Source organism: Shewanella sp. CAL98-MNA-CIBAN-0140, assembly GCF_040309905.1.
Lineage (GTDB): Bacteria > Pseudomonadota > Gammaproteobacteria > Enterobacterales > Shewanellaceae > Shewanella > Shewanella psychromarinicola.
Map to the genome: position 1 here is coordinate 39,828 of NZ_JBEOPI010000018.1, position 20,533 is coordinate 60,360.

The following is a 20,533-nucleotide window of genomic DNA, read 5'->3' on the forward strand; positions in this document are numbered from 1 at the left end:
AATATGCGCTAGTGCTGAAAGGCCATTTGTAACGATATAATGATGATTTAACGATAATTATTACTTTTGTTACTGACTGTTAGCGTCAGTTTGGTTGGAGTTGACCTTGCTGGTGGCGCTAAAATTACATTATCGCGATTGAGGATGACGCACCTTTCGTTAAGATACGTCCATAGGTAGCAATATTATCTAGGCACATCCATCATGGTTTGCAAGAATATCGCTGAAAACGGCGCTTTTTGCTGTTTTTTAATTTGTGGGCTTAGGCCATTTTCGAATAAAACAAATAAATAATCATGGCCATTACTGACGTTAACTTTGCCCGCTAAGTTAGCAATACCCAACATACTGCCGGTTTTAGCAAACACATGGTTTTTCAACGGTGACTTATTAAAATAGCGTTTGTAGCGTAAGGTGCCACTGACACCTGATTCTGGTAATAAGTTGAGTAAAAAGCGGTATTGTGGTTGTTGATATAGGGTGGTGAGTACACTTAATACATGCTCCGGGGTGAGTAAATTATAGCGTGACAAACCTGAGCCATCGGCGATGTTTGCGTTGGATAAATCGATGCCTATCGAGTAAAGAATGGTTTTCAATGCTTGGCTACTTTGGGCAAAGTCACTTGGCGCCTGATAATAATCCTCACCCAGTTTTTTGAGTAAACTGTCGGCAATTAAATTATCTGATTTGAGTAACATGGTTTCGAGCAATTGAGGCAAGGCTGCAGATTGGTGGCTGGCGATAATGTACCGTTGAGCAATAAATTGCGGATCCGTACTCATTTTTCTCGCCGTAATAGGTTGCTGATGCACAATGCCTAAAGAGGCAAGTTGTTTAGCCACAATCTGCTGAGCATAAAGTTGTGGTTCCGTAATGGCTATCGCTAACGGTAATGATTTAGCCCCAACATAACAGCCACTGAGATGATAACGATTATTATCGAAACGGCTTAACGATAAGTGACACTGTGGGGCAGATCCCGTTAATAGTGTGGGAATAACGCCAGTATCGGTTAATGACTTAACCGCAGGTTTAGCAATCGGCAACGTCGTGGACGGGTTGACAAAATAAGCATCGCTACTGATTTCAATAGGCCTGTTACCCATCATGGTGATGTTGGCTATTTTATTGTAACCCTCTGTGGCTAATCGACCATAGACGCAATTTTTATCAATGATGAAAGGCGATATTGGGGCCGCATAGCAGATCCCTAAATCGTCCCATACCCATCCAGGTGCTTGTAGTTGGCTGTCTTGTTCACTGGTTAATACGATGTTGCCTGTCAGTTCAGTGATGCCCAGCTGACTTAAGGAGGCGAGTAACAGGCGCAAATCTTGGTACTTAAAAGTCGGATCGCCACTGAACTCGACATAAATATCACCAGAATAAATGCCATGGTCAATCCGGCTTTTATCCAGAGGTTGCTCTGCTAGCGTAGTTAATCGTGTTTGGTAGGTAAATTCTTTACCGAGTTGTTTGGTCGCGGCCAATGCGGTTAACAGTTTTTGGACACTGGCAGGCTGCATCAACGATTGATTGTTGTACTCAAATACCGTTTGTTGACTAGTCATGTCCCACACGGTAATGCCTAACTGTGAATGCATTGGTTTTAATAGTTGCAGCATACTATCAAGATATAACGCTGCAGGCTGCTGGGCAACCTTGTCGATTTGGGGTGTCGATATGGGTTGCTGATTGATTGATTGTTGAATGGTTGATTGTTGGTTAGGCAGTTCTGTTGCTTTGACGACACAAGGCTGGCTTGTGACGAGAAATGCACATAATAGCCATAAGGCTTGAGTACCCCTCCCATATTGATGCTCATAAGATGAACGAGGCCGAGTGAGGTAGAAAAGCATTGAATTCATAAAAGCCTTCATCAAGAGTTCACTAACGATAGATGATGTTAGCTGATGAAATCCTTGGCTGATACGCATTTGATGATTTTTGCTTATAAATATGTGCTTTATGTGTTTATCATGGTCTCTTTAGCTGACTAGTTAGCAAGCAATCTTAGTTTAATGGTCTAATTATCGGCAAAAAAGCGTATTAAAACCGCTGTTAAGTGAGAAAAATCTTGCTCATCACCTTGTTAGTCGGTAATTTCTATCGTTTTAATAAACGCCAAACTCAACAATCTATCAAAAATCGATGTCTCAGAGTTGCAATTGCACCATTTTGCATAATATCGTGGCGTCGTTGATGTCGAGTTGATCTGATAGAATGACCTCGATTTATCACCAAACAGTGAGGTTTAATACTGTCAATGCTATCTCGTAGACACGATTGAAATGACGTTAAAAGAAATATCATGAGTTGAGGTTGAAGTTTGATAACTCCCTCTATGTGTCTGTCAAACATGTGCGTAATAAACATGGCGCGTAATGTTTGCTAAACATTCCAACAGCGTACTCACAATTACAATATATCGCTGTAATGTTTTTGAATTAGATCCCATTACTGATTATCGTAGTGGTCACCCATTTTAAGGAGGATGCCTTGCTGGATAAGCTAGGTGGTATTGCCCTAAATGCAGATGCCGTGTCTTGGTTGCTTAACCCAAAAGACTTTAAGCAAGCCATATTAACTAAAATCGCATCGGCAACATCTTCAATTTACATCGCGGCATTATATGTTGAAGATGATGAAGCCGGCCGTGAAGTATTGCATGCGCTATTAGCTGCAAAAGACCAAAACCCACAATTAGAGATTAAAGTGTTAGTGGATTACCATCGTGCACGCCGAGGCCTCATTGGTCAAAAAGGCGACAGTGGTAATAATGTTTTATATCGTCAATTAATGGCTGAAGCGACGCACCCGTTTGATATTGTGGGCGTGCCGGTTAAGTCTCGTGAATTTATGGGTGTGTTACACCTTAAAGGGTTTATTATCGATGACACTGTTATTTACAGTGGCGCGAGCATTAACAATATTTATTTTCAGCAGCAAGAGAAATACCGTTTCGATAGATACCATGTTATCGACAGCCCTGAGCTGGCCCGCAGCATGCGCGATATGATACAAAATGACATCGTCAGCGATCCTGCCGTAAGTATATTAAGTCAAGCTGGTGACAATGATGATAGCCCTGAAAAGAACGATATTAAAAGTTTTAAGTATCGATTATCTCAGGTGCGATATCAGTATACCTCAACCACAGTGGGCAACCGTGTAACGCCATTGGTCGGCTTAGGGCGAAGGAACAACGTATTAAATGACACAATCATTAAGTTGGTTGATTCCTCAACTCAAGAGTTGTTTATTTGTACGCCTTATTTTAATCCTCCGACTATTTTGACCCGTGCATTAGCAAGACATCTGCGTGAGGGTAAAAAAATTGATATTGTCGTGGGTGACAAAACTGCTAACGATTTCTATATTCCGCCGGATCAAGATTTTACTACCATTGGTGCATTGCCATATATGTACGAACAATCACTGCGTAAATTTGCCAAAAACCAGCAGTGGGCGATTGACAATGGACAGCTTAATATTCATTTATGGAAAGATGGGATTAACAGTTTTCATTTGAAAGGCATCAGTGCTGATAATCGTAAGCATCTCATCACAGGTTCAAATCTAAACCCACGAGCTTGGGCATTAGATTTAGAAAACGCTTTATTATTGCATGATGATTCAGGTTGCTGGAAAGAGTCGTTCAACAAAGAGCAGCAATATATCTTGCTCCACACTGAGCGGTTATATCATTATAGCCAAATTGATACCTTGCAGAAATACCCTAAACCAGTGAAAAAAATCATGAATCGAATTCGCCGTTTAAAAGCAGACTTTTTACTGCGCCGTATTCTATAATTACCTGAAAATGTTTATACTCGTTCATCACCATTATTGGTGATGAATTTTTTTCACCTCAGAGTTGTCAAATGTCAGAGCTATCAAGTAAAGCTATTAAAGCGCCTATTCATGCAGTACATCGGTTGCATGAATATCGAAAATCATTGTCGACTAAGCCCTTTGGTGCTCGAGGAAAGAAACTTGTTAGGTGTAATTTATGTCTTTTGGGTGAATTATTTTGCACGTGTAAACATCGACAATATTTGAGTACCAACGTCAGCTTTATGCTGATCATGTATAACGATGAAGTGTTGAAGCCAACCAACAGCGGTAGGTTAATTGCCGACTTAATTCCAGACACGCATGCGTTTTTATGGACTCGAACAGAGACGGATCGTGCGATGTTGGCATTATTAACCAATCCACAATACCAACCGTTTTTAGTCTTCCCACAACAATATGTTGAAAACGATCAAGCCATTGTTGAACACATAACTGCCGCCGAATTGTCAACCGCCCCTGGTCACGCTAAAACGCCTCTGTTGGTGATGCTCGATGGCAGTTGGCGTGAAGCGATAAAAATGTATCGTAAAAGCCCGTATTTACATCAAATGCCAGTATTATCATTTGCACCCGACACCTTAGCGACTTATGCACTCCGCAAAGGGAGTCATGATTTTCAACTCGGTACCGCTGAAGTGGCGGCGTTAGCATTAACCGCTGCTGAAGAACCACAAAATGGTTTAGCATTATCTACTTGGTTTGATTTATTCGTTGAATCTTCGTTGCTGGGGCGTAACCGCCGAGCAAAAGAAACATTAACCCCTATTGCTGTGTTTATTGATGCTTATAAGCAAGCATTAAACGTCAGTCATGAGTGCAGCAAACGGACCGTTTAAGCGGCTAACCACTGCTAAGCAGTTGCATATTGTGTCCAATTAGGAGATGCTAACCGAACGCCTATGGCTTGACCTGCAGGCGCAACGTTAGATCTTATGCGTCGGTGTGGATCTCATCTACCGGTTTTTTATTAAGGACAGTGTCGTACAATCTATGGAAGAGTCGATAAACAGTACTAGAGATATAAATACTAGCAAGTTAGTCATCTTGTGCCGTCTTGAACCAGGTTGTTTAGGACCTGATGGTGTCGATCATATCAACACTTTTTGCCGGGTTGCCGAACGTGCATTAGTGACCTTAAATGCTGATGTGTGTCATTGGCTTCTTGCGCCTCGTTTTGACAAAAGCTTAATTGAAATTCAATACAGTCTTGCAGGTAAGGTGTTGTCTCGCGATAAAGCCATTAAGTTCATTGGCTCTTTCGATCAAGACCTTAATGTAATAGAAGAACGCTTTGAAGATAAACTGACGCAATTGATTAATCAATATATTGCCCGTAAACGTTAGATTTAACCCATAGTACTTAAAATTTAACTCACAGTACTTTAGATTTAGCCCATAGTACTTAAAATTTAACCCATAGTACTTTAGATTTAACTAATGGTACTTTAGATTTAACTAATAGCACTTTAGATTTAGCGGATAGCACTAAAGCTTACGGCTTAATCGTTAATTGTATAATCCTATGTTGTTTGGGGTTAATAACAGGATTAATTATGACTCCCTTAGCGCACTCCGAAACCGCACTCACAGAAGCGACCCCTGCAATTTTCGATCATCAAACGCTACATCAATTGCTACAACAACAATTTGGTTTTACTGAGTTCAGAGAAGGCCAACAAGCGGTTATCGAAACCATTTTAGGCGGTCATTCGGCGTTAGCGATATTTCCTACCGGTTCTGGCAAGTCTTTGTGTTATCAGTTTTGCGCCCAACAGTTACCTCATCTCACCTTAGTGATTTCGCCATTATTGGCATTAATGAAAGATCAGTTAGCTTTTTTAACCAGCAAGGGGATCGCGGCCGCCAGTATTGATTCAAGTTTAACCTATGAGCAAACACAACAAGTCATGCGCGATGTTCGTGAACAGCGCACTCGGATTTTAATGGTATCGGTTGAGCGTTTTAAAAATGAGCGCTTTAGGCAATTCCTTAAGTCAGTACCCATTTCTTTGCTGGTGGTCGATGAAGCGCATTGTATTTCTGAATGGGGGCACAATTTCAGGCCCGACTATTTAAAAATACCGCAATATTGTCAAGAATTTGCTATCCCCCAAAGTTTATTGTTAACCGCAACGGCAACAGAACAAGTCAAATTGGATATGGCCAAGCGTTTTGGTTTATTACCGGAACAGGTGGTCCAAACTGGTTTTTATCGGGCGAACTTAGATTTATCAGTTATTGCGGTAAGTCAGCTGCAAAAACTCAATCAACTCACCCATAGCGTAAAAGAGTATACTGGTAGCGGTATTGTATACGTGACCTTACAGCAAACGGCTGAAGACGTTGCCGCACACTTGATCCGTCAAGGGATCAATGCCGCAGCTTATCATGCGGGGATGGATCAAACTGTCCGCCAGCATATTCAACAGCATTTTATGGATAATCAAATCCAAGTGATAGTGGCGACCATTGCATTTGGTATGGGCATTGATAAATCGGATATTCGATTTGTTATCCATTTTGATTTACCTAAGTCGATTGAAAATTACAGCCAGGAAATTGGCCGAGCAGGGCGCGACGGACAATTATCTCACTGTGTTACGCTAGCTAATTTAGATGGGTTGAATACGGTTGAAAATTTTGTTTATGGTGATACTCCTGAAGCACAGAATATTAGCCAGTTATTAGGTATAATTGCCAGTGAGACTGAAGATGGTCGCTGGGAAGTACAAGAAACGCCATTGTCCTCCGCGTGTAATATTCGCTCATTGCCGTTGAAGACGTTATTTGTACAGTTAGAGCTACTCGGCGTGATCCGTCCAAGCTATGCTTATTTTGCTGAATTTAAATATCGGTTTGTTGAAGACCCGCAAACCATTCTCAGTCGATTTAATGACCAACGCCAGCAGTTTCTTAGTCAGGTGTTTGCCCATACACAGTTTAAAAAGATTTGGGGACAACTGGATTTTGATAGTTTATATCAACAACATGGTTGTGAGCGTCAACGAGTCGTTGCGGCATTAAATTATTTAGCTGAGCAGGATTTGATTATTCTTGAGACAAAAAAAATTACTCAAGTGTATGATGTACAACAGCAGGCGTTATCGACACCGCAACAATTACAACAACTTACTCAGCAACTCAGTGAGTATTTTAGTGATAATGAACATAAAGAAATTGTTCGGATTAGTAAGCTAGTCAATTTTTTTGAACTTGATCGTTGTTTAAGTGCAAATTTAGCTCAGTATTTTGATGACCACTCAGTACCACAAATATGTGGTCATTGCAGCGTTTGTCGTGGGCAAATTGCTGTATTATCAAAACAAGCTTTGGCTCCGATACCAGACTCGGCCACAGTGACAACATTGCTTGAACCGTTAACCATACTGGCTCAGGCAAAATCGCTACCCACTCCAACCATTGCTACGCAGGCTAAATTTCTTGCTGGTATGATAATGCCAATGTTTAGTCGTTTGAAAGTAAAACAATTAGATGGCTTTGGACGTTTTAGTGCTTATCGATATCAAGATATTCTGGATACTGTTAAGAAGGTAAATCCATGAAACCGGTTCCTGAAATATTGTTAAAGCGACACGGTGAGTTAATACAAAGTGAAGGCGTGACGGTAGTATCCCATATTCAACGTCAAGTTGGAGAATGGGTGGTACAAACGTTAATGATTAAAGATTGCGATGTGCCATTTAAATACAAGCGACCTCAACGTTTCAAAAGTTTGTTAGACCATAAAGTGAATCTGATTTACTACCCTGCAAAAGAAGTCGTGGGTGGCTTTGAAATTGAAATAATGCAAGTGGTAAGGGTTCGCCGTTACTAAACCCAATATCGTAAACTCAGCTCACCACGTTTCGGTGTGCTGAGTGTTAATTGATGGATTATTTCAGTTTTTTTGCAATGTCATTCAATAATTGATGAGCCATTTTCATATCACGTTGTCCCAGCATGGCTATGCCGTCGCTGAGCCATTGGACAAGTTTAGTATCTTCCCCTGCATCAATCTGCTCGACTAAAGCCATCGCTTTCGCCTTTAAAGCCTGTAATTGGTCAGTTGCTATATCTGTGGCCGCTAACTGTTGTAGACCAATTTTTTTATCAACCTGGCTGAGTTGATAGGCAAACACCATCACTGCTTGGCCTAAATTTAGCGAGGGATAATCGGCAGCTAATGACACATAGCTGTAGAGATCACATAGGCTTAACTCTTCATTCTTCAGTCCGCTAGACTCTCTGCCAAATACAATAGCACATGGATGGGCGAGGTTTTGCAATGAGTGAGTATGTGGGGGTTCTCGCTGGATACTCCTTGGTCCGAATACATTCTTGCTTTGTAACGTACTGACTAACTCTGTCGGTGATAAATAACACCTTGGGCTTCCTCTTTCACGTGCTGTTGTGGCAATCAGCAGGTCGGTATGTTCACGTAATGTCGCTAGACTGTCTACGGTAATGGTATTGGCGAGAATATCTTGTGCACCATGTGCCACCCAAAGTGCTTCAGGCTGTAAATGTAATGCAGAATTAACTAAAATAAGCTGTTCAAAACCCATGGTCTTGATAGCTCTAGCCGCAGCACCCACATTGGCCGCTCGGGTGGGTTCAACTAACACAAATGAAATAGACATAAATCGACAACTGATGAAAAGTGACCCAAGTATAAACTTAAGCCCTTTGTGCCTCAACGCTTACTGCTCACTAAACACAAACTCGCTGGCAGTTTTCCACACTCTATAACGTAAATCAGTACCTTCAGGTAAATAAAAGACTTTAGGTTGACGGCTGTCATAGCGCAGCGTCAGGGCTTCATTGAGGACAATAAATTCAGCGGTTCTCTCTGCAGTACACATCATTCTGGTAGTCGGGCCTTGCATCACTTTATCGACTTGGTAATAAACATATCCCCAGCCGGCTAATGACAATGTGCTAATCTTACCTATGAGATTGATTTTATTGCAATCGACAAGTTTATTTTGGCCTATTTGCACTTCAAGCATGTAATTTTGTTCATCGGCTAGGGTTGGCAAAGTAAGCACATGTTGTACCATTCCAGCGGAAGGTGAGGGATACATTTTACTGGCAACTTGCGGTTGATAATGACGGGTATCCATAACTGTGCTGTTAATTTTTATGTTGTTAAGATAATTATTGTCAACAGGACTTGTAGCATTCGATCCAAACGACAACACGCTAGTCATGATAGTTACAGTAATGATGAGCTTTTTGGCATAAGCGAGAGCTGGCAGGTTCATATTCTGTCCTCGTAAAGTGTATGTAAGATGTTTCGCATTAAAAGGCATGGTATTTCCGGTGTTCACACTAAAAATAACAAATAATAAAAGTATGTTTACCTTGGTTATTTATAGTAAACGCTGTGTGGGACTAAAAGGGTTAAATGAATACGTTTTATTTACCCATGTCTAATGGTTAACAAAACGATCAATAATTGAGTTTAGTTCATAAGTATGACATAACATACTGATAACCTTTGACACATTGTATTTATTACTAAGGTATCGTTTTCGATGCATAATACCCAAAATCTTGAACAAACTTCGCATATACTGCATTTGGCATTACCTAAAATGGCATCATTAGCTATTCCTGTAACGCCAGAAAATTATGCTATTTGGTTTGATTATTTTGCCGAGACGAACATTAATCTTAAACGTGCAATTGATGGTTTAATTGCTAATAAGGTCCAATTTACTCCCGAAGTTAACTTAGGCTTATACAATCGGTTTATTGAAGAACGTTCACCAGAAATTATTGAAAATGTGCACATTGAAACTCAAATTCTGATAAACAGCTTATTGAATAAGGTTGAACTGCTAAATCTTGGTACTGAGTCTTTTTCAGCTAATCTTAATGAATTTGGTGAAAAGCTGCAAACAACCCCCAATGCTGATGAACTCCATCTTATCGTGGAATGTATTGCTGATGAAGTGGAACAAGTGATTGCCAATAATCGTCACATGGCGGTGAGTCTTGCGTCGTTATCTGAAGAGATTACCAGCCTCAAAGATGAAATGGACAACTTAAGTAAGGTGGCCATGACGGATGAACTGACATCGTTAAAAAATCGCCGTTCTTATGAACTGTTTGCCGCAGAGCAGGTGACTAAGTTTAATGATACCCAAACCATATGCAGTCTGTTGATGATAGATATCGATGATTTTAAGGTATTCAATGATACTTTTGGCCATTTAATTGGCGATAAGGTTTTGGCTTATGTTGCCTTAGCCATGAAAAATACCGTTAAAGGCGACGATTTGGTTGCCCGCTATGGCGGTGAAGAGTTTGTCGTCATGTTACCCAATGCCAAGCTTAACGACGCCGTGAATGTGGCCGAAAAGATCCGCGAGAGAATTTCATTGAAACAGCTTTCTATCGGTAAAGAAAAGAAACAAAATCTAGGCCATATTACCGTCTCTATTGGGGTGGCAACAATTCAAACGGGTGATGACATTGATACGTTATTTTCTCGCGCTGATGAGCAACTTTATATTGCAAAATCAGCCGGTAAAAATTGCGTTAAGTTTGCTTGATGTTAATCTATATCGTTTTTATGGCTATAATTACAGTCCTCTATTTAGCTTTTGATTTAACACATTATTTAGTTATTGATTTAGCGACATGCCCGTCAATAATCAGACGTTATCAGGTCGGTTCTAGCTGGCATAATGGCTATTTCGATAGTGTTTTTTAGCTTGTTTAATCGCACGGGTATTTGGCTATAAAACGTTTAAGCCCACCAATGAATGTAATCGCTATGATCCATTGGTGGGCGTTTGTTTATCTATTGCTGATTAATACCGTGTGTTAATCAGAATGTTATTGGGCGGTAGACTCAGGTTGCAAATCCATGTGCATTTTTATCAGATGTTCTTCCATATCAAATGACACTGTAAACCCGAGTGACTTGGCAAGGTTGGCCATACTGCGGTTTTCAAACATGGTAAACCCCATTAAATAAAGGGTGTTATTGGTCTTGTAATAAGCAATCAGTTTTTCGAGCAATAACTTACCTAAGCCGATCCCTTGATAGTTACTGCGTACCGCCATAGCAAACTCGGCTTCAGTATTATCTGGGTCGATAGATGCTCTCACGGCGCCTAAGGTCAGCTCTTCGCCATCTTCTGTCATTGTGGTTGCGATAAACGCCATTTCACGGGAATAATCAATTTGAGTTAATACTGCCATTTCTTCATGGGTCATCCGTGAACGCACCCCAAAATAACGTTTGTATCTGTCTTCATCACTTAATGAATTATCAAACTCTAAATGCTTAGGTTCATCTTCGGGCAAAATGGGTCTTAACATCACCTGAAGACCGTTTTTTAAGGTGGTGGTTTGTTCTAATTCTTTCGGGTAAGGCAAAATGGCTAAGCGGTTGATGTTGTCTTGTGGCGTATCATGCAACCGCATATTGACGTCTAATAATGTAATTTTCTCACCCGCCGCTAACACCGGATTAATGTCTAATTCAGCGATTTCAGGGCAATCAATAATCAAATGAGAGATTTGGGTTAACATGACGCACAAGGCATTCATGTCTAAACCCAGTGGTAAGTGACGGTCACGTAACTTGTGGGTTTTCAGTGCTTGGATGACCATATATCGCGCCAACGCCATATTTAACGGAGGCAAGGCAACGGCAGCATCACGAGTCGGGTCCCAATCCGAGCCACCTTCACCTAAACAGATAGCGGGGCCAAATACCGGATCATTAATCACGGATACCCGAATTTCTTGTGCCCCCGCGGTTAAGGCCATTTTTTGAATAATCAAACCGTCAATTTTGGCGCTAGGAGTAATTTGATGAACCCGATTAATAATAGAGTGGGCGGCATAGCTCACATCTTCATCCGAGGCTAAATTTAATACCACACCGTGGACATCCGACTTGTAGAGTAGGTCGGGTGATTGCACTTTTAACGCCACCGGATAACCTATTTTCTTGGCGACATTGACGGCTTCATCCACGTCTTTTACAAACAATGTTTCAATGGTATTGAGGCCGTAAGCTCGTAAAATATCACCAGCTTGATGGGTTTCCAGTACGGTTTGACCATTATCTAAGGCCTGTTGTAATAATGCTCGCGCCGCGTGGCTATCAGTCGGAATATTATCGGGTATCGATTGTGGCACTTCTTGGAGTAATTTTTGGTTACGACGGTATTCGACCATATGCATAAATGCTTTTACAGCCCCTTCAGGGGTGCGATAGGTCGAAATGCCAGCTTTAGTAAACCGTTTGCGGGCGAGATAAGCTGAGTCCTCACCGCCCCAGTTGGTGAGTATATTTAATCGGTTTCGATTGGGGTGTTTATTAATGATGTCGATAATACTGTTGGCTATTTCGACGCTTTCGCCTAATATCGATGGCGAATGCAGCACTAAAATGGTGTCAGTCTCATTACTACTCATCAGCACATTTAAGGTATCAGCGTAACGTTGATGGTCTGCATCACCAATCATGTCGATAGGATTTTGCTGTGACCAGGTGCTAGGCAAAATAGTGTTGAGCTCGGCAACTGTTTTTTCTGACAAGGGGGCTAATTTGCCACCTTTTATGATCAGCTCATCAGCAGCAAGCACCGCAGGGCCGCCGCCATTGCTCATAATAACCAATCGTTCGCCTTTTAGGGGTGCAGAATGAGCGAGACTTTCAACCGCGGCAAATAATTCGATTAAATCATTAACCCTTAGCATACCGGCACGCCTAAAGGCGGCTTCGTAAACGGCATCGTTGCCACCAATCCCCCCAGTATGGAGCATGGCGGCTTTTACACCTTCACGGCTGCGTCCTGATTTAATCACAAATATGGGTTTATTGCGCGAGGCGGCACGGGCAGCAGATAAAAAGTGACGTTTTTCGTTTATTGAATCAATATATAACATGATGGCGCTGGTTTTACTGTCACGGCCTAGATAGTCTAGCAATTCACCAAAGTCGATATCGGTGGCATCACCCAATGAAATAAAGGAAGAAAAGCCAATGCCTTTGTTGTTTGCCCAATCGAGTACCGTGGTACAAATGGCGGCAGATTGTGACACAAAGGCGATTTTCCCGGTGTTGGCACCTGCGTGGGCTAAACTGGCATTGAGACCTATAGGCGGTAAAATCATTCCTAAGCTATTGGGGCCTAACAAACGCATCCCGTAACGTTTAGCATATTGCTTGGTGACTTCAAGTAAATTATTGCCTTGCTCGTCGGTTTGCGAGGCCATGCCTGAGGCCATAATAATGGCCACTTTGCAGCCAAATTGCGCTAAACGTTCAACGATACTGGGGACTTTTAGCGCATTAGTACAAATAATGGCGAGATCTGGTTTGATGGGTAGCGCTTCAATATTGGGATAAGCCAATACCCCCATCACAGCAGTGTACTTGGGGGTGACCGGCATAATGGGTCCAGAAAAACCACCCGAAAGCAGGTTTTTCATAATGGCTTTACCCGCACGTTTATTGCCGTTAGACGCGCCAATGACTGCCACAGACGTGGGTTTAAATAGAGCATTAATGCTACGTTGACTCATAGAAAGTGACCTTAGCTGGCTGGCAATAAGCACGGTGATTAAGGTTAGATTAGCATAATATTTTGTGGAATAACGTTAAAGACACTATTTTTACGCGGTCGTTATTTTGTGAATAAAACCAATTACTCAGTCTGTCTCTAGTAATCGATTAAAGCATCATGAAATAGTGTGCAGGGCTTAGCTTCAAGCTAAAAATTCGTCTTAGATAGAATAATAGACAACGGCCATAGAAAGCGGTAATAAAAAAGGGCCAGTTAAGGCCCTTTTTCATGGTTTTTGCTACAAGTAACTAATACTGCTAGGTTGCTGTTGTTGCTGATGAAGGGACCGGGACGTAAATATTGATGATCTTGCGGATCATTGTTTTACCGTCTTCAATAGCAATGTACAGACAAGGGATGAGGCACAAGGTTACGACTGTTGCAAACAGTACCCCAAAGGCTAATGATACCGCCATTGGGATCACCATTTGAGCTTGCATACTGGTCTCAGCCATAATCGGCACTAAACCAATAAATGTCGTCAATGAAGTTAACATTATTGCCCTAAAGCGTCGGCAACCCGCATTGAGCACAGCTTCTTTCATGGCGACGCCTGCTTTTCGGGAATTATTAACATAATCTACCATCACTAACGAATCATTCACCACCACACCTGCCGCCGCAATAATACCAAAAATGGATAAGACGCTTAAATCAATGCCTAAAATGATGTGTCCCATGACGGAGCCTATGATCCCAAAAGGGATAACTGACATGATCATAATTGGTTGTATATATGAGCGCAGTGGGATAGCCAACAAGCTATAAATCAGTAATAGCGATAAAATAAAGTCACGCATTTGGGTGTCAGCACTGTCTAATTGCTCTTGAATACTGCCCGAAACCTCACTGTGTACTCGTGGATACTTGGTCAGTAATTCTGGCATAAAGTTATCACGGATATCTTTAGCCAATTTAAACGGTTCAGTTTGCTCTGCATCAACATTGCCCCATACGTTAATCGTACGGTTACTGTTTTCGCGGCGAATACTATTAACCCCTTGAACTACCTTAATTTCCGCCACTTCAGATAAGGGTAACTCTGCACCTTGTGGGGTGTTAATCATCACGTCTTGTACCAGTGCGATTGAATTGCGTTGTTCTTCTGGATAGCGAAGCATCACTTTGATCTCTTCACCATTTCGAATAATACGCTGTGCTTCTAAGCCATAAAAACTGTTACCCACTTGCGAGGCAATATTGGCTAAGGTTAAGCCTAATGCGTTGGCTAACGGTTTTAATTGGAACTGCACTTCCTTTGCACTTGACTGACGGCTGTCATTGACATCGCTGACGCCTTTAAGAGATTTAAGCTTCTCTTTAAGGGCGAGTGAAGCGGCAACTAATTGGGCTTCATCTTTACTTTCAAGCCTGAAGCTAATATCGCCGTCTTCACGACCACCACCCATTAGGCTGTCGCGGATGTTAAAGGATTTTACACCTGGAATTAATGGCATGGCTTGTCGCCATAATTCAGCTAATGCGAAAGTGTCCATCGGTCTCACCGAAGGGTCGACTAATTTTGTCATCACTTCAGCGGTTGTTTGCCCTTTAAGATCGACCTGCATGTCAGAAATCATTTTCTGACCGTACTGTTGCTCTATCTTTTTATCGACATCATATAAGGTTTTCTCAATCGCCAGAGCGGCCGCAAGCGTCGACTGTTCTGATGCATCGACGTTCATTTCAACCGTAACCCTTGGGAAATCGTGGGGGATTTTTGGCTGACCAATAAAACGCACCACACCACCCATATAGAGTCCAACACCGATCAGGATCAAGCTAATGAACAACATAATGACCGCATAACGATATTCAACGGCTAATTCAAGGGAAGGGCGATAAATAGAACTAATAAATCGGCTCAAACCGCGGTCAACTTTTCCTTGAACAAAATTGACGCCGTTACGCAGCCAATCTACTGGATTTTTTGAACCGGGTTTAACCACGGTAGGTTTTTTCATGTGGGCTAAATGCGCGGGTAAAATTAATTTTGATTCTATTAGCGAAAATAACAAACATAAAATAACAATAAAACCAATGGCTTGCCCAAATGCTGATGACGGACCATCATCAAGGGTTATGGGTAAAAAGGCCGCTATTGTTGTTAGCACCCCAAAGGTCGCTGGCATGGCAACTTTTTTAACCCCACGAATAACACTTTCAATACTTTGGCCGTGTTCTTCTGATTCGCTGTGGGCACTTTCTCCCATAACAATGGCATCGTCGACCACGATCCCCAGTACTAAGATAAAGGCAAACAAGCTGATAACGTTAATGGTGACATCAATAAATGCCATTGGCATAAACAATAAGGTGCCTAAGAAACATACTGGTAGCCCCATCATCACCCAAAACGCTAATCGAACTCGTAAGAATAGTGCCAACATAATAAACACTAATATAGAACCCGTTTTCATGCTGTCGAGCATTAATTGCAAACGACCGTCTAAGTAGTAAGTCATGTCGACCCAAGGTTCAAGTTTTACGCCTTGTGGCAATATATTTTGCTGTTTATCGACAAAAATATTAATGGTTTTGGCAACATCTGTAATACTCTGGTTTTTAGCGGCGCCAATGAAAAAGCTAACTGAATTTTTACCATTAAATTTTGAGTATTGGATGCCTTCTTCAAAGCCATCATTTACGGTGGCGATATCGCCCAATAAAATCTTAGTACCATCATCTAAGGTCAGTAAAGGCAGTTGTTCAAACTCGTAACCCACATAGGCTTGATTCTGAACGCGTAAATTAATGTAACCATTTTCAGCTTTAATTTGCCCCGCAGACATATTGCGTGAATAGCCGCGAACCGCATCGGCAACATCGTTAAAGGTTATGCCAAACTCCCGCAAACGGTCTTTACTAACTTCAATACCAATTTCATAACTTAAGCCGCTATAGTATTCGCTAATGTTAACCCCAGGCAGCTGCATGATTTCATCATTAATCCGCTCGCCCAAGTCTTTCAGCTGCTTTTGATTTAAATCACCATATAGGCTTAAGTACATTACCTCTTGCCTGAATTTAATTCGCTCAACTTTTGGGGGCTCCATGCCGCCAGGGAAAGTAGATATAGAGTCAATTTGAGACTTGACTTCATCAAGTACCACTAATGGGTCATATGAGTCTTCAACCTGAAAGTAACCCTGAGCCATATTACGGTTTGAATAGGTAATAACTCGTTTTAAACCTTGAACACTTTCTAATGCTTGTTCAATTTTAATGGTAATGCCTTCTTCCACTTCTTGCGGCGCAGTACCGGGGTAAACAGCGCTAAATTGAATCCAGTTAATTTCAACGGCAGGGAAGAACTGCTTTCGAATAGTATTGGCGGTCAACAGACCACCGAGTATGATAATGATCATCAGTAAGTTTGCGGCCACACTATTGCGAGCAAACCAGGCGATGATTCCTTTATGAGTATCTGCCATGATGATTATTTACCTTCCATCGCAAGTTCTGTTTGCTCTTTTTCTACAGACTCTTTTTGCAGAATCTTATCTTCTGGCAGTGCCAGTTTCATGCCTTCTAATGGGTAATCAAGCGCTGATGTTATCACTTGCATTCCTGATTCAAGCCCTTCAGAAATAACCACATTAGCACCTTCTTGGCGGATAATTGTGACGGGTTTATAACGCAGTTTTTTGTCTGCATCCATGACGGCAACTAAGCCATTTACTATCAAATGACGGGGGATAATGGTCACATTACCGGCATTACTGCCTTCGATATGAGCGGTGACATAGGTGCCAAAACGTAATTCATTCTTATTGGTGTTAAGCCCGTAGGGATCGTCAATTTCTGCAACCAAATAGGTCATACGACTTTTACTGTCTACCACGCCTTCACTGCGGACAATTTTTCCTGTCCACTCTTGTTTACTTCCGGCAAAATTGCCCACTAATTGCACTTCAGCATGGGTGCCTTTGCTGTCTAAATATTGCATATCTTTATCGGCTAGTGGTAAGCGGATCTCAGCTGTATCTGTATTGTAAACATGGCCAATTTTACTGCCCGTAGTCATGTATGCACCTAAACCGATTTCTCGACTGGAAATGAGTGCATCATACGGTGCGCGGATCACGGTACGTTCTAAATCACGTTGTGCGCGTAATAAGCCTGCTTCAGCACTTTTTAGCTTTGCTAACTCTTGGGCTAATTGCGGTTTCCGCAAACTGAGAGCCGTTGGCTTGCTGCTGGTAATTTCCGCCCACTCTCGCAAAGCAACTTCGCCATTGGCTCGCTCTTGAACCATATTAGCTTTGGATGCGGCAACATTGGCCTGAGCATCTAATAAGCCTGCTTCATAATCGCTAGGGTCTATTTTGGCGAGAATATCGCCTTTTTTAACAAATCCGCCTTTGACGAATCCATCGGCTAAATAAATAATCTCACCACTTACTTGCGACACGAGTTCGGTATCGTATTTGGCGGCCACAACACCATATGAACTGACCGAAAAGGTCATCGTGTTATACTCTATTGCTTCAACCGACACTAAAGGAGTGTTATCAACAGCGGGCTTTTCTTCTGGGGGCTTTTTTAACGCAGAGAAGCCAACTAAACCGGCTATTCCAATTCCTAATACTATGATTGGTAATATGATTTGTTTTTTAGTCGCCACAATCCTTCCTCTTAATATCCGATTTTTTTGCAGCAAATTGCTGTGCATACTGCTAATAGTTTTTTCAATGGTATATGTTAATCGATATGTTTATTGTTTGTTGTTTCATTGTGTAAACTTGTGTGTCAATTTGTGCGTCAACCCAAGGATAAAAAACATGTTGGTCGCTAATACCTCTAGATTACAATTATCATTAATAACCCTTGATGACAGCGCATTATTATTTGAACTAGACCAAGACGAACGGGTGATGCATTTTTTAAATGGAGGACACAAAACCACTCAACATCAGATTGATACGGTGATGATCCCCAGATTGGCTCAATATTTAAATCCAGCCAAAGGTTGGGGATTATGGAAGGTACAGGCATTAACGTGTGCTGACAACGACAATCATGGCTTAAGCGGTGCCTATTTGGGCTGGGTGTTAGTCAGACCAATGCATTTTTTTACCCAAGCACAGCCGCATAACCTTGAATTAGGGTGGCGATTTAAGCACATAAGTTGGGGTAAAGGTTACGCAACAGAAGCGGCCCAAGCTGTCATGGACGTGGTGAGTGCAGTAGATGAGGTCACTCATGTCAGTGCCGTGGCGATAGAAGAAAACTTAGCGTCTATCGCGATCATGAAAAAACTCGGGATGACCTTCCAACACAAAAGTATTCATCGAGATCCATTAGGTGATACCGAAGCAGTGTTTTATCAAAAAGAAGTTTAAAAAGGCATTTAATTTATTATAATTTATCTAGATTAATGGCATAAACCTAACAGAGTAACGCCAACGGCGTTGCAACAAGTGACAAGGGAATGGCCATTAACAAATGTGGCATCTTTATTTGGCATCCGAGCGGGTACCGGATAAAGCATCTTGAGGCCTGATGGGTATAAAGCGATGTAAACCATTTATCAGACAATAAAAAAGAGCAGACGAAGCTGCTCTTTTTTTGTAGCGTTAGCGAGGTAGATTACTTTTGCGCGTCTAAGAAACGCTCTGCATCTAATGCAGCCATACAACCGGTACCGGCTGATGTGATAGCTTGACGATAATGTTGATCCATTACGTCGCCACAAGCATACACGCCTTCAATGCTAGTTTGAGTCGCATTACCTTGTAAGCCACTGTTTACTTGTAAGTAACCATGACTCATTTCTAATTGGTCAGCAAAAATACCCGTATTTGGGCTGTGACCGATGGCGATGAATACACCCGCAACGTCTAAATCAGTTACTGAACCGTCTTTAGTACTTTTCTTTTTAAGACCCGTTACACCCATTTCGTTACCAGTGACTTCTTCAAGTGTTTGGTCGAGATGTAAAATGATATTACCGTTAGCCACTTTGTCCATTAAACGGTTGATCAGAATTTTTTCTGAACGGAAACTGTCACGGCGGTGAACCAAGTGAACTTCAGAAGCAATATTGCTTAGATAAAGTGCTTCTTCAACCGCGGTGTTACCACCACCGATCACTGCAACTTTTTGGTTACGGTAAAAGAAGCCATCACAAGTCGCACACGCTGACACACCGCGACCCATAAAGGTTTCTTCAGAAGGAAGCCCTAAATATTTAGCTGAAGCACCAGTAGCAATAATTAATGCATCACAAGTAAATTCGCCATTATCGCCTTTTAAACGAAAAGGGCGCTCGGTTAAGGTTACTTCGTTGATGTGGTCAAAAATAATTTCAGTATCAAACTTTTCTGCATGTTTTTGCATGCGTTCCATTAATGCTGGGCCGGTTAAGTCTTCTGCATCGCCTGGCCAGTTTTCAACTTCAGTAGTCGTGGTTAATTGCCCACCTTGCTGCATGCCTGTGATCATCACAGGTTTTAAATTAGCACGTGCAGCATAAACTGCAGCAGTATAGCCGGCAGGGCCAGAACCTAAAATTAGTAGGTTAACGTGACGAGCTTCACTCATGATTTTGTTCTCCGATAACATGCCCTAAGCAATTGCCATGGATTGTATGGAATTTACTGCGGCGGGTAAAGTGAAGTTGAGTGTAAGAAATCGATTGGGGTTATCTATTATGTCAATAACTCGCTTTAGGCAAGCGAACTAGCCTGAAATAAATCAAACGAGCTAGTGCCTGTTGACTTTTTTCAATAGAATAGTTAATCGTTATAACTTGCTTAGGTAGAGGTAACCACAACGGTAAAATATACCAAATGAGTAGTAACGAACGATAGTAAGTGATATCTAAAGACTTTTTTTGTGAGCAAATCAGAACTGGTGTGCAAAAAACAATCGTTTTTAAAATGGCGATTAAACAATTGCTGATCTGAAAGCATACCTTGGATCAGAGAAATAACATTTATTCCAATGAAACGTCATCGCTCATCGCTAAAGCCAAATATTTGTTTAACAATTATACATCATTTTTTTTAAATGATAATATATTCATTGCTCATTGATTGAAGCTCAAATGATTCATAGCAGCTTCAATAGGA

At 41.6% G+C, this 20,533-nt stretch carries 14 protein-coding genes; 7 read left to right on the forward strand and 7 right to left on the reverse strand.

Annotation, left to right across the window (positions count from 1 at the left end):
* Positions 1-185: 185 nt before the first annotated feature.
* Positions 186-1,871, reverse strand: a complete 1,686-nt coding sequence (gene dacB / locus AAEY93_RS11030) for a D-alanyl-D-alanine carboxypeptidase/D-alanyl-D-alanine endopeptidase (RefSeq protein ID WP_164839484.1) — start codon at positions 1,869-1,871, stop codon at positions 186-188.
* A 604-nt stretch (positions 1,872-2,475) separates the two neighbouring features.
* Between dacB and pssA the strand changes: the two genes are divergently transcribed.
* The 5 genes from pssA to AAEY93_RS11055 all read left to right on the forward strand — a co-directional run bounded on the left by pssA (position 2,476) and on the right by AAEY93_RS11055 (position 7,696).
* Complete coding sequence (pssA, locus tag AAEY93_RS11035; RefSeq protein ID WP_351076862.1) at positions 2,476-3,816, forward strand: CDP-diacylglycerol--serine O-phosphatidyltransferase; 1,341 nt, start codon at positions 2,476-2,478, stop codon at positions 3,814-3,816.
* Between the two features lie 71 nt (positions 3,817-3,887).
* On the forward strand, positions 3,888-4,697 hold the full coding sequence (locus tag AAEY93_RS11040) for a tRNA-uridine aminocarboxypropyltransferase (protein ID WP_351076865.1): 810 nt from the start codon (positions 3,888-3,890) through the stop codon (positions 4,695-4,697).
* 154 nt (positions 4,698-4,851) lie between these two features.
* Complete coding sequence (locus AAEY93_RS11045; protein WP_124011487.1) at positions 4,852-5,205, forward strand: hypothetical protein; 354 nt, start codon at positions 4,852-4,854, stop codon at positions 5,203-5,205.
* Positions 5,206-5,414: 209 nt separating this feature from the next.
* The gene (locus tag AAEY93_RS11050; protein WP_124011486.1) at positions 5,415-7,424 is read left to right on the forward strand and encodes a RecQ family ATP-dependent DNA helicase; all 2,010 of its coding nucleotides are present in this window, start codon (positions 5,415-5,417) and stop codon (positions 7,422-7,424) included.
* Positions 7,421-7,696, forward strand: a complete 276-nt coding sequence (locus AAEY93_RS11055; RefSeq protein ID WP_101031676.1) for a hypothetical protein — start codon at positions 7,421-7,423, stop codon at positions 7,694-7,696. Before AAEY93_RS11050 ends, AAEY93_RS11055 begins: the two co-directional genes overlap by 4 nt.
* Before the next feature lie 58 nt (positions 7,697-7,754).
* Here AAEY93_RS11055 and AAEY93_RS11060 read toward each other — a convergent pair whose 3' ends face one another.
* Complete coding sequence (locus AAEY93_RS11060; RefSeq protein ID WP_124011485.1) at positions 7,755-8,501, reverse strand: TrmJ/YjtD family RNA methyltransferase; 747 nt, start codon at positions 8,499-8,501, stop codon at positions 7,755-7,757.
* Between the two features lie 60 nt (positions 8,502-8,561).
* Entirely contained in the window at positions 8,562-9,125 is a 564-nt protein-coding gene (eco, locus tag AAEY93_RS11065) for a serine protease inhibitor ecotin (protein WP_124011484.1), read from the reverse strand.
* Positions 9,126-9,398: 273 nt separating this feature from the next.
* Between eco and AAEY93_RS11070 the strand changes: the two genes are divergently transcribed.
* Complete coding sequence (locus tag AAEY93_RS11070) at positions 9,399-10,421, forward strand: GGDEF domain-containing protein (RefSeq protein ID WP_124011483.1); 1,023 nt, start codon at positions 9,399-9,401, stop codon at positions 10,419-10,421.
* A 286-nt stretch (positions 10,422-10,707) separates the two neighbouring features.
* Here the strand turns inward: AAEY93_RS11070 and AAEY93_RS11075 are convergent, their stop codons facing one another.
* From AAEY93_RS11075 to AAEY93_RS11085, 3 genes are all read right to left on the reverse strand, one after another.
* On the reverse strand, positions 10,708-13,416 hold the full coding sequence (locus AAEY93_RS11075) for a bifunctional acetate--CoA ligase family protein/GNAT family N-acetyltransferase (protein WP_124011482.1): 2,709 nt from the start codon (positions 13,414-13,416) through the stop codon (positions 10,708-10,710).
* 298 nt (positions 13,417-13,714) lie between these two features.
* Positions 13,715-16,891, reverse strand: a complete 3,177-nt coding sequence (locus AAEY93_RS11080) for an efflux RND transporter permease subunit (RefSeq protein ID WP_124011481.1) — start codon at positions 16,889-16,891, stop codon at positions 13,715-13,717.
* Positions 16,892-16,896: 5 nt separating this feature from the next.
* The gene (locus tag AAEY93_RS11085) at positions 16,897-18,084 is read right to left on the reverse strand and encodes an efflux RND transporter periplasmic adaptor subunit (protein ID WP_351076873.1); all 1,188 of its coding nucleotides are present in this window, start codon (positions 18,082-18,084) and stop codon (positions 16,897-16,899) included.
* Between the two features lie 157 nt (positions 18,085-18,241).
* Between AAEY93_RS11085 and AAEY93_RS11090 the strand changes: the two genes are divergently transcribed.
* A complete protein-coding gene (locus tag AAEY93_RS11090) occupies positions 18,242-18,802 on the forward strand; it encodes a GNAT family N-acetyltransferase (RefSeq protein WP_101031662.1) in 561 nt (186 codons plus the stop codon).
* A 247-nt stretch (positions 18,803-19,049) separates the two neighbouring features.
* Here the strand turns inward: AAEY93_RS11090 and trxB are convergent, their stop codons facing one another.
* A complete protein-coding gene (gene trxB, locus AAEY93_RS11095) occupies positions 19,050-20,003 on the reverse strand; it encodes a thioredoxin-disulfide reductase (RefSeq protein WP_101031659.1) in 954 nt (317 codons plus the stop codon).
* Positions 20,004-20,533 lie beyond the last annotated feature (530 nt).

Excerpts from the sequence above, each read along its gene's own strand:
- dacB (WP_164839484.1), bottom strand. The coding sequence starts at position 1,871 with ATGAATTCAATGCTTTTCTACCTCACTCGGCCTCGTTCATCTTATGAG.
- AAEY93_RS11040 (WP_351076865.1), top strand. The coding sequence starts at position 3,888 with ATGTCAGAGCTATCAAGTAAAGCTATTAAAGCGCCTATTCATGCAGTA.
- AAEY93_RS11045 (WP_124011487.1), top strand. The coding sequence starts at position 4,852 with ATGGAAGAGTCGATAAACAGTACTAGAGATATAAATACTAGCAAGTTA.
- AAEY93_RS11050 (WP_124011486.1), top strand. The coding sequence starts at position 5,415 with ATGACTCCCTTAGCGCACTCCGAAACCGCACTCACAGAAGCGACCCCT.
- AAEY93_RS11055 (WP_101031676.1), top strand. The coding sequence starts at position 7,421 with ATGAAACCGGTTCCTGAAATATTGTTAAAGCGACACGGTGAGTTAATA.
- AAEY93_RS11060 (WP_124011485.1), bottom strand. The coding sequence starts at position 8,501 with ATGTCTATTTCATTTGTGTTAGTTGAACCCACCCGAGCGGCCAATGTG.
- eco (WP_124011484.1), bottom strand. The coding sequence starts at position 9,125 with ATGAACCTGCCAGCTCTCGCTTATGCCAAAAAGCTCATCATTACTGTA.
- AAEY93_RS11070 (WP_124011483.1), top strand. The coding sequence starts at position 9,399 with ATGCATAATACCCAAAATCTTGAACAAACTTCGCATATACTGCATTTG.
- AAEY93_RS11075 (WP_124011482.1), bottom strand. The coding sequence starts at position 13,416 with ATGAGTCAACGTAGCATTAATGCTCTATTTAAACCCACGTCTGTGGCA.
- AAEY93_RS11080 (WP_124011481.1), bottom strand. The coding sequence starts at position 16,891 with ATGGCAGATACTCATAAAGGAATCATCGCCTGGTTTGCTCGCAATAGT.
- AAEY93_RS11090 (WP_101031662.1), top strand. The coding sequence starts at position 18,242 with ATGTTGGTCGCTAATACCTCTAGATTACAATTATCATTAATAACCCTT.
- trxB (WP_101031659.1), bottom strand. The coding sequence starts at position 20,003 with ATGAGTGAAGCTCGTCACGTTAACCTACTAATTTTAGGTTCTGGCCCT.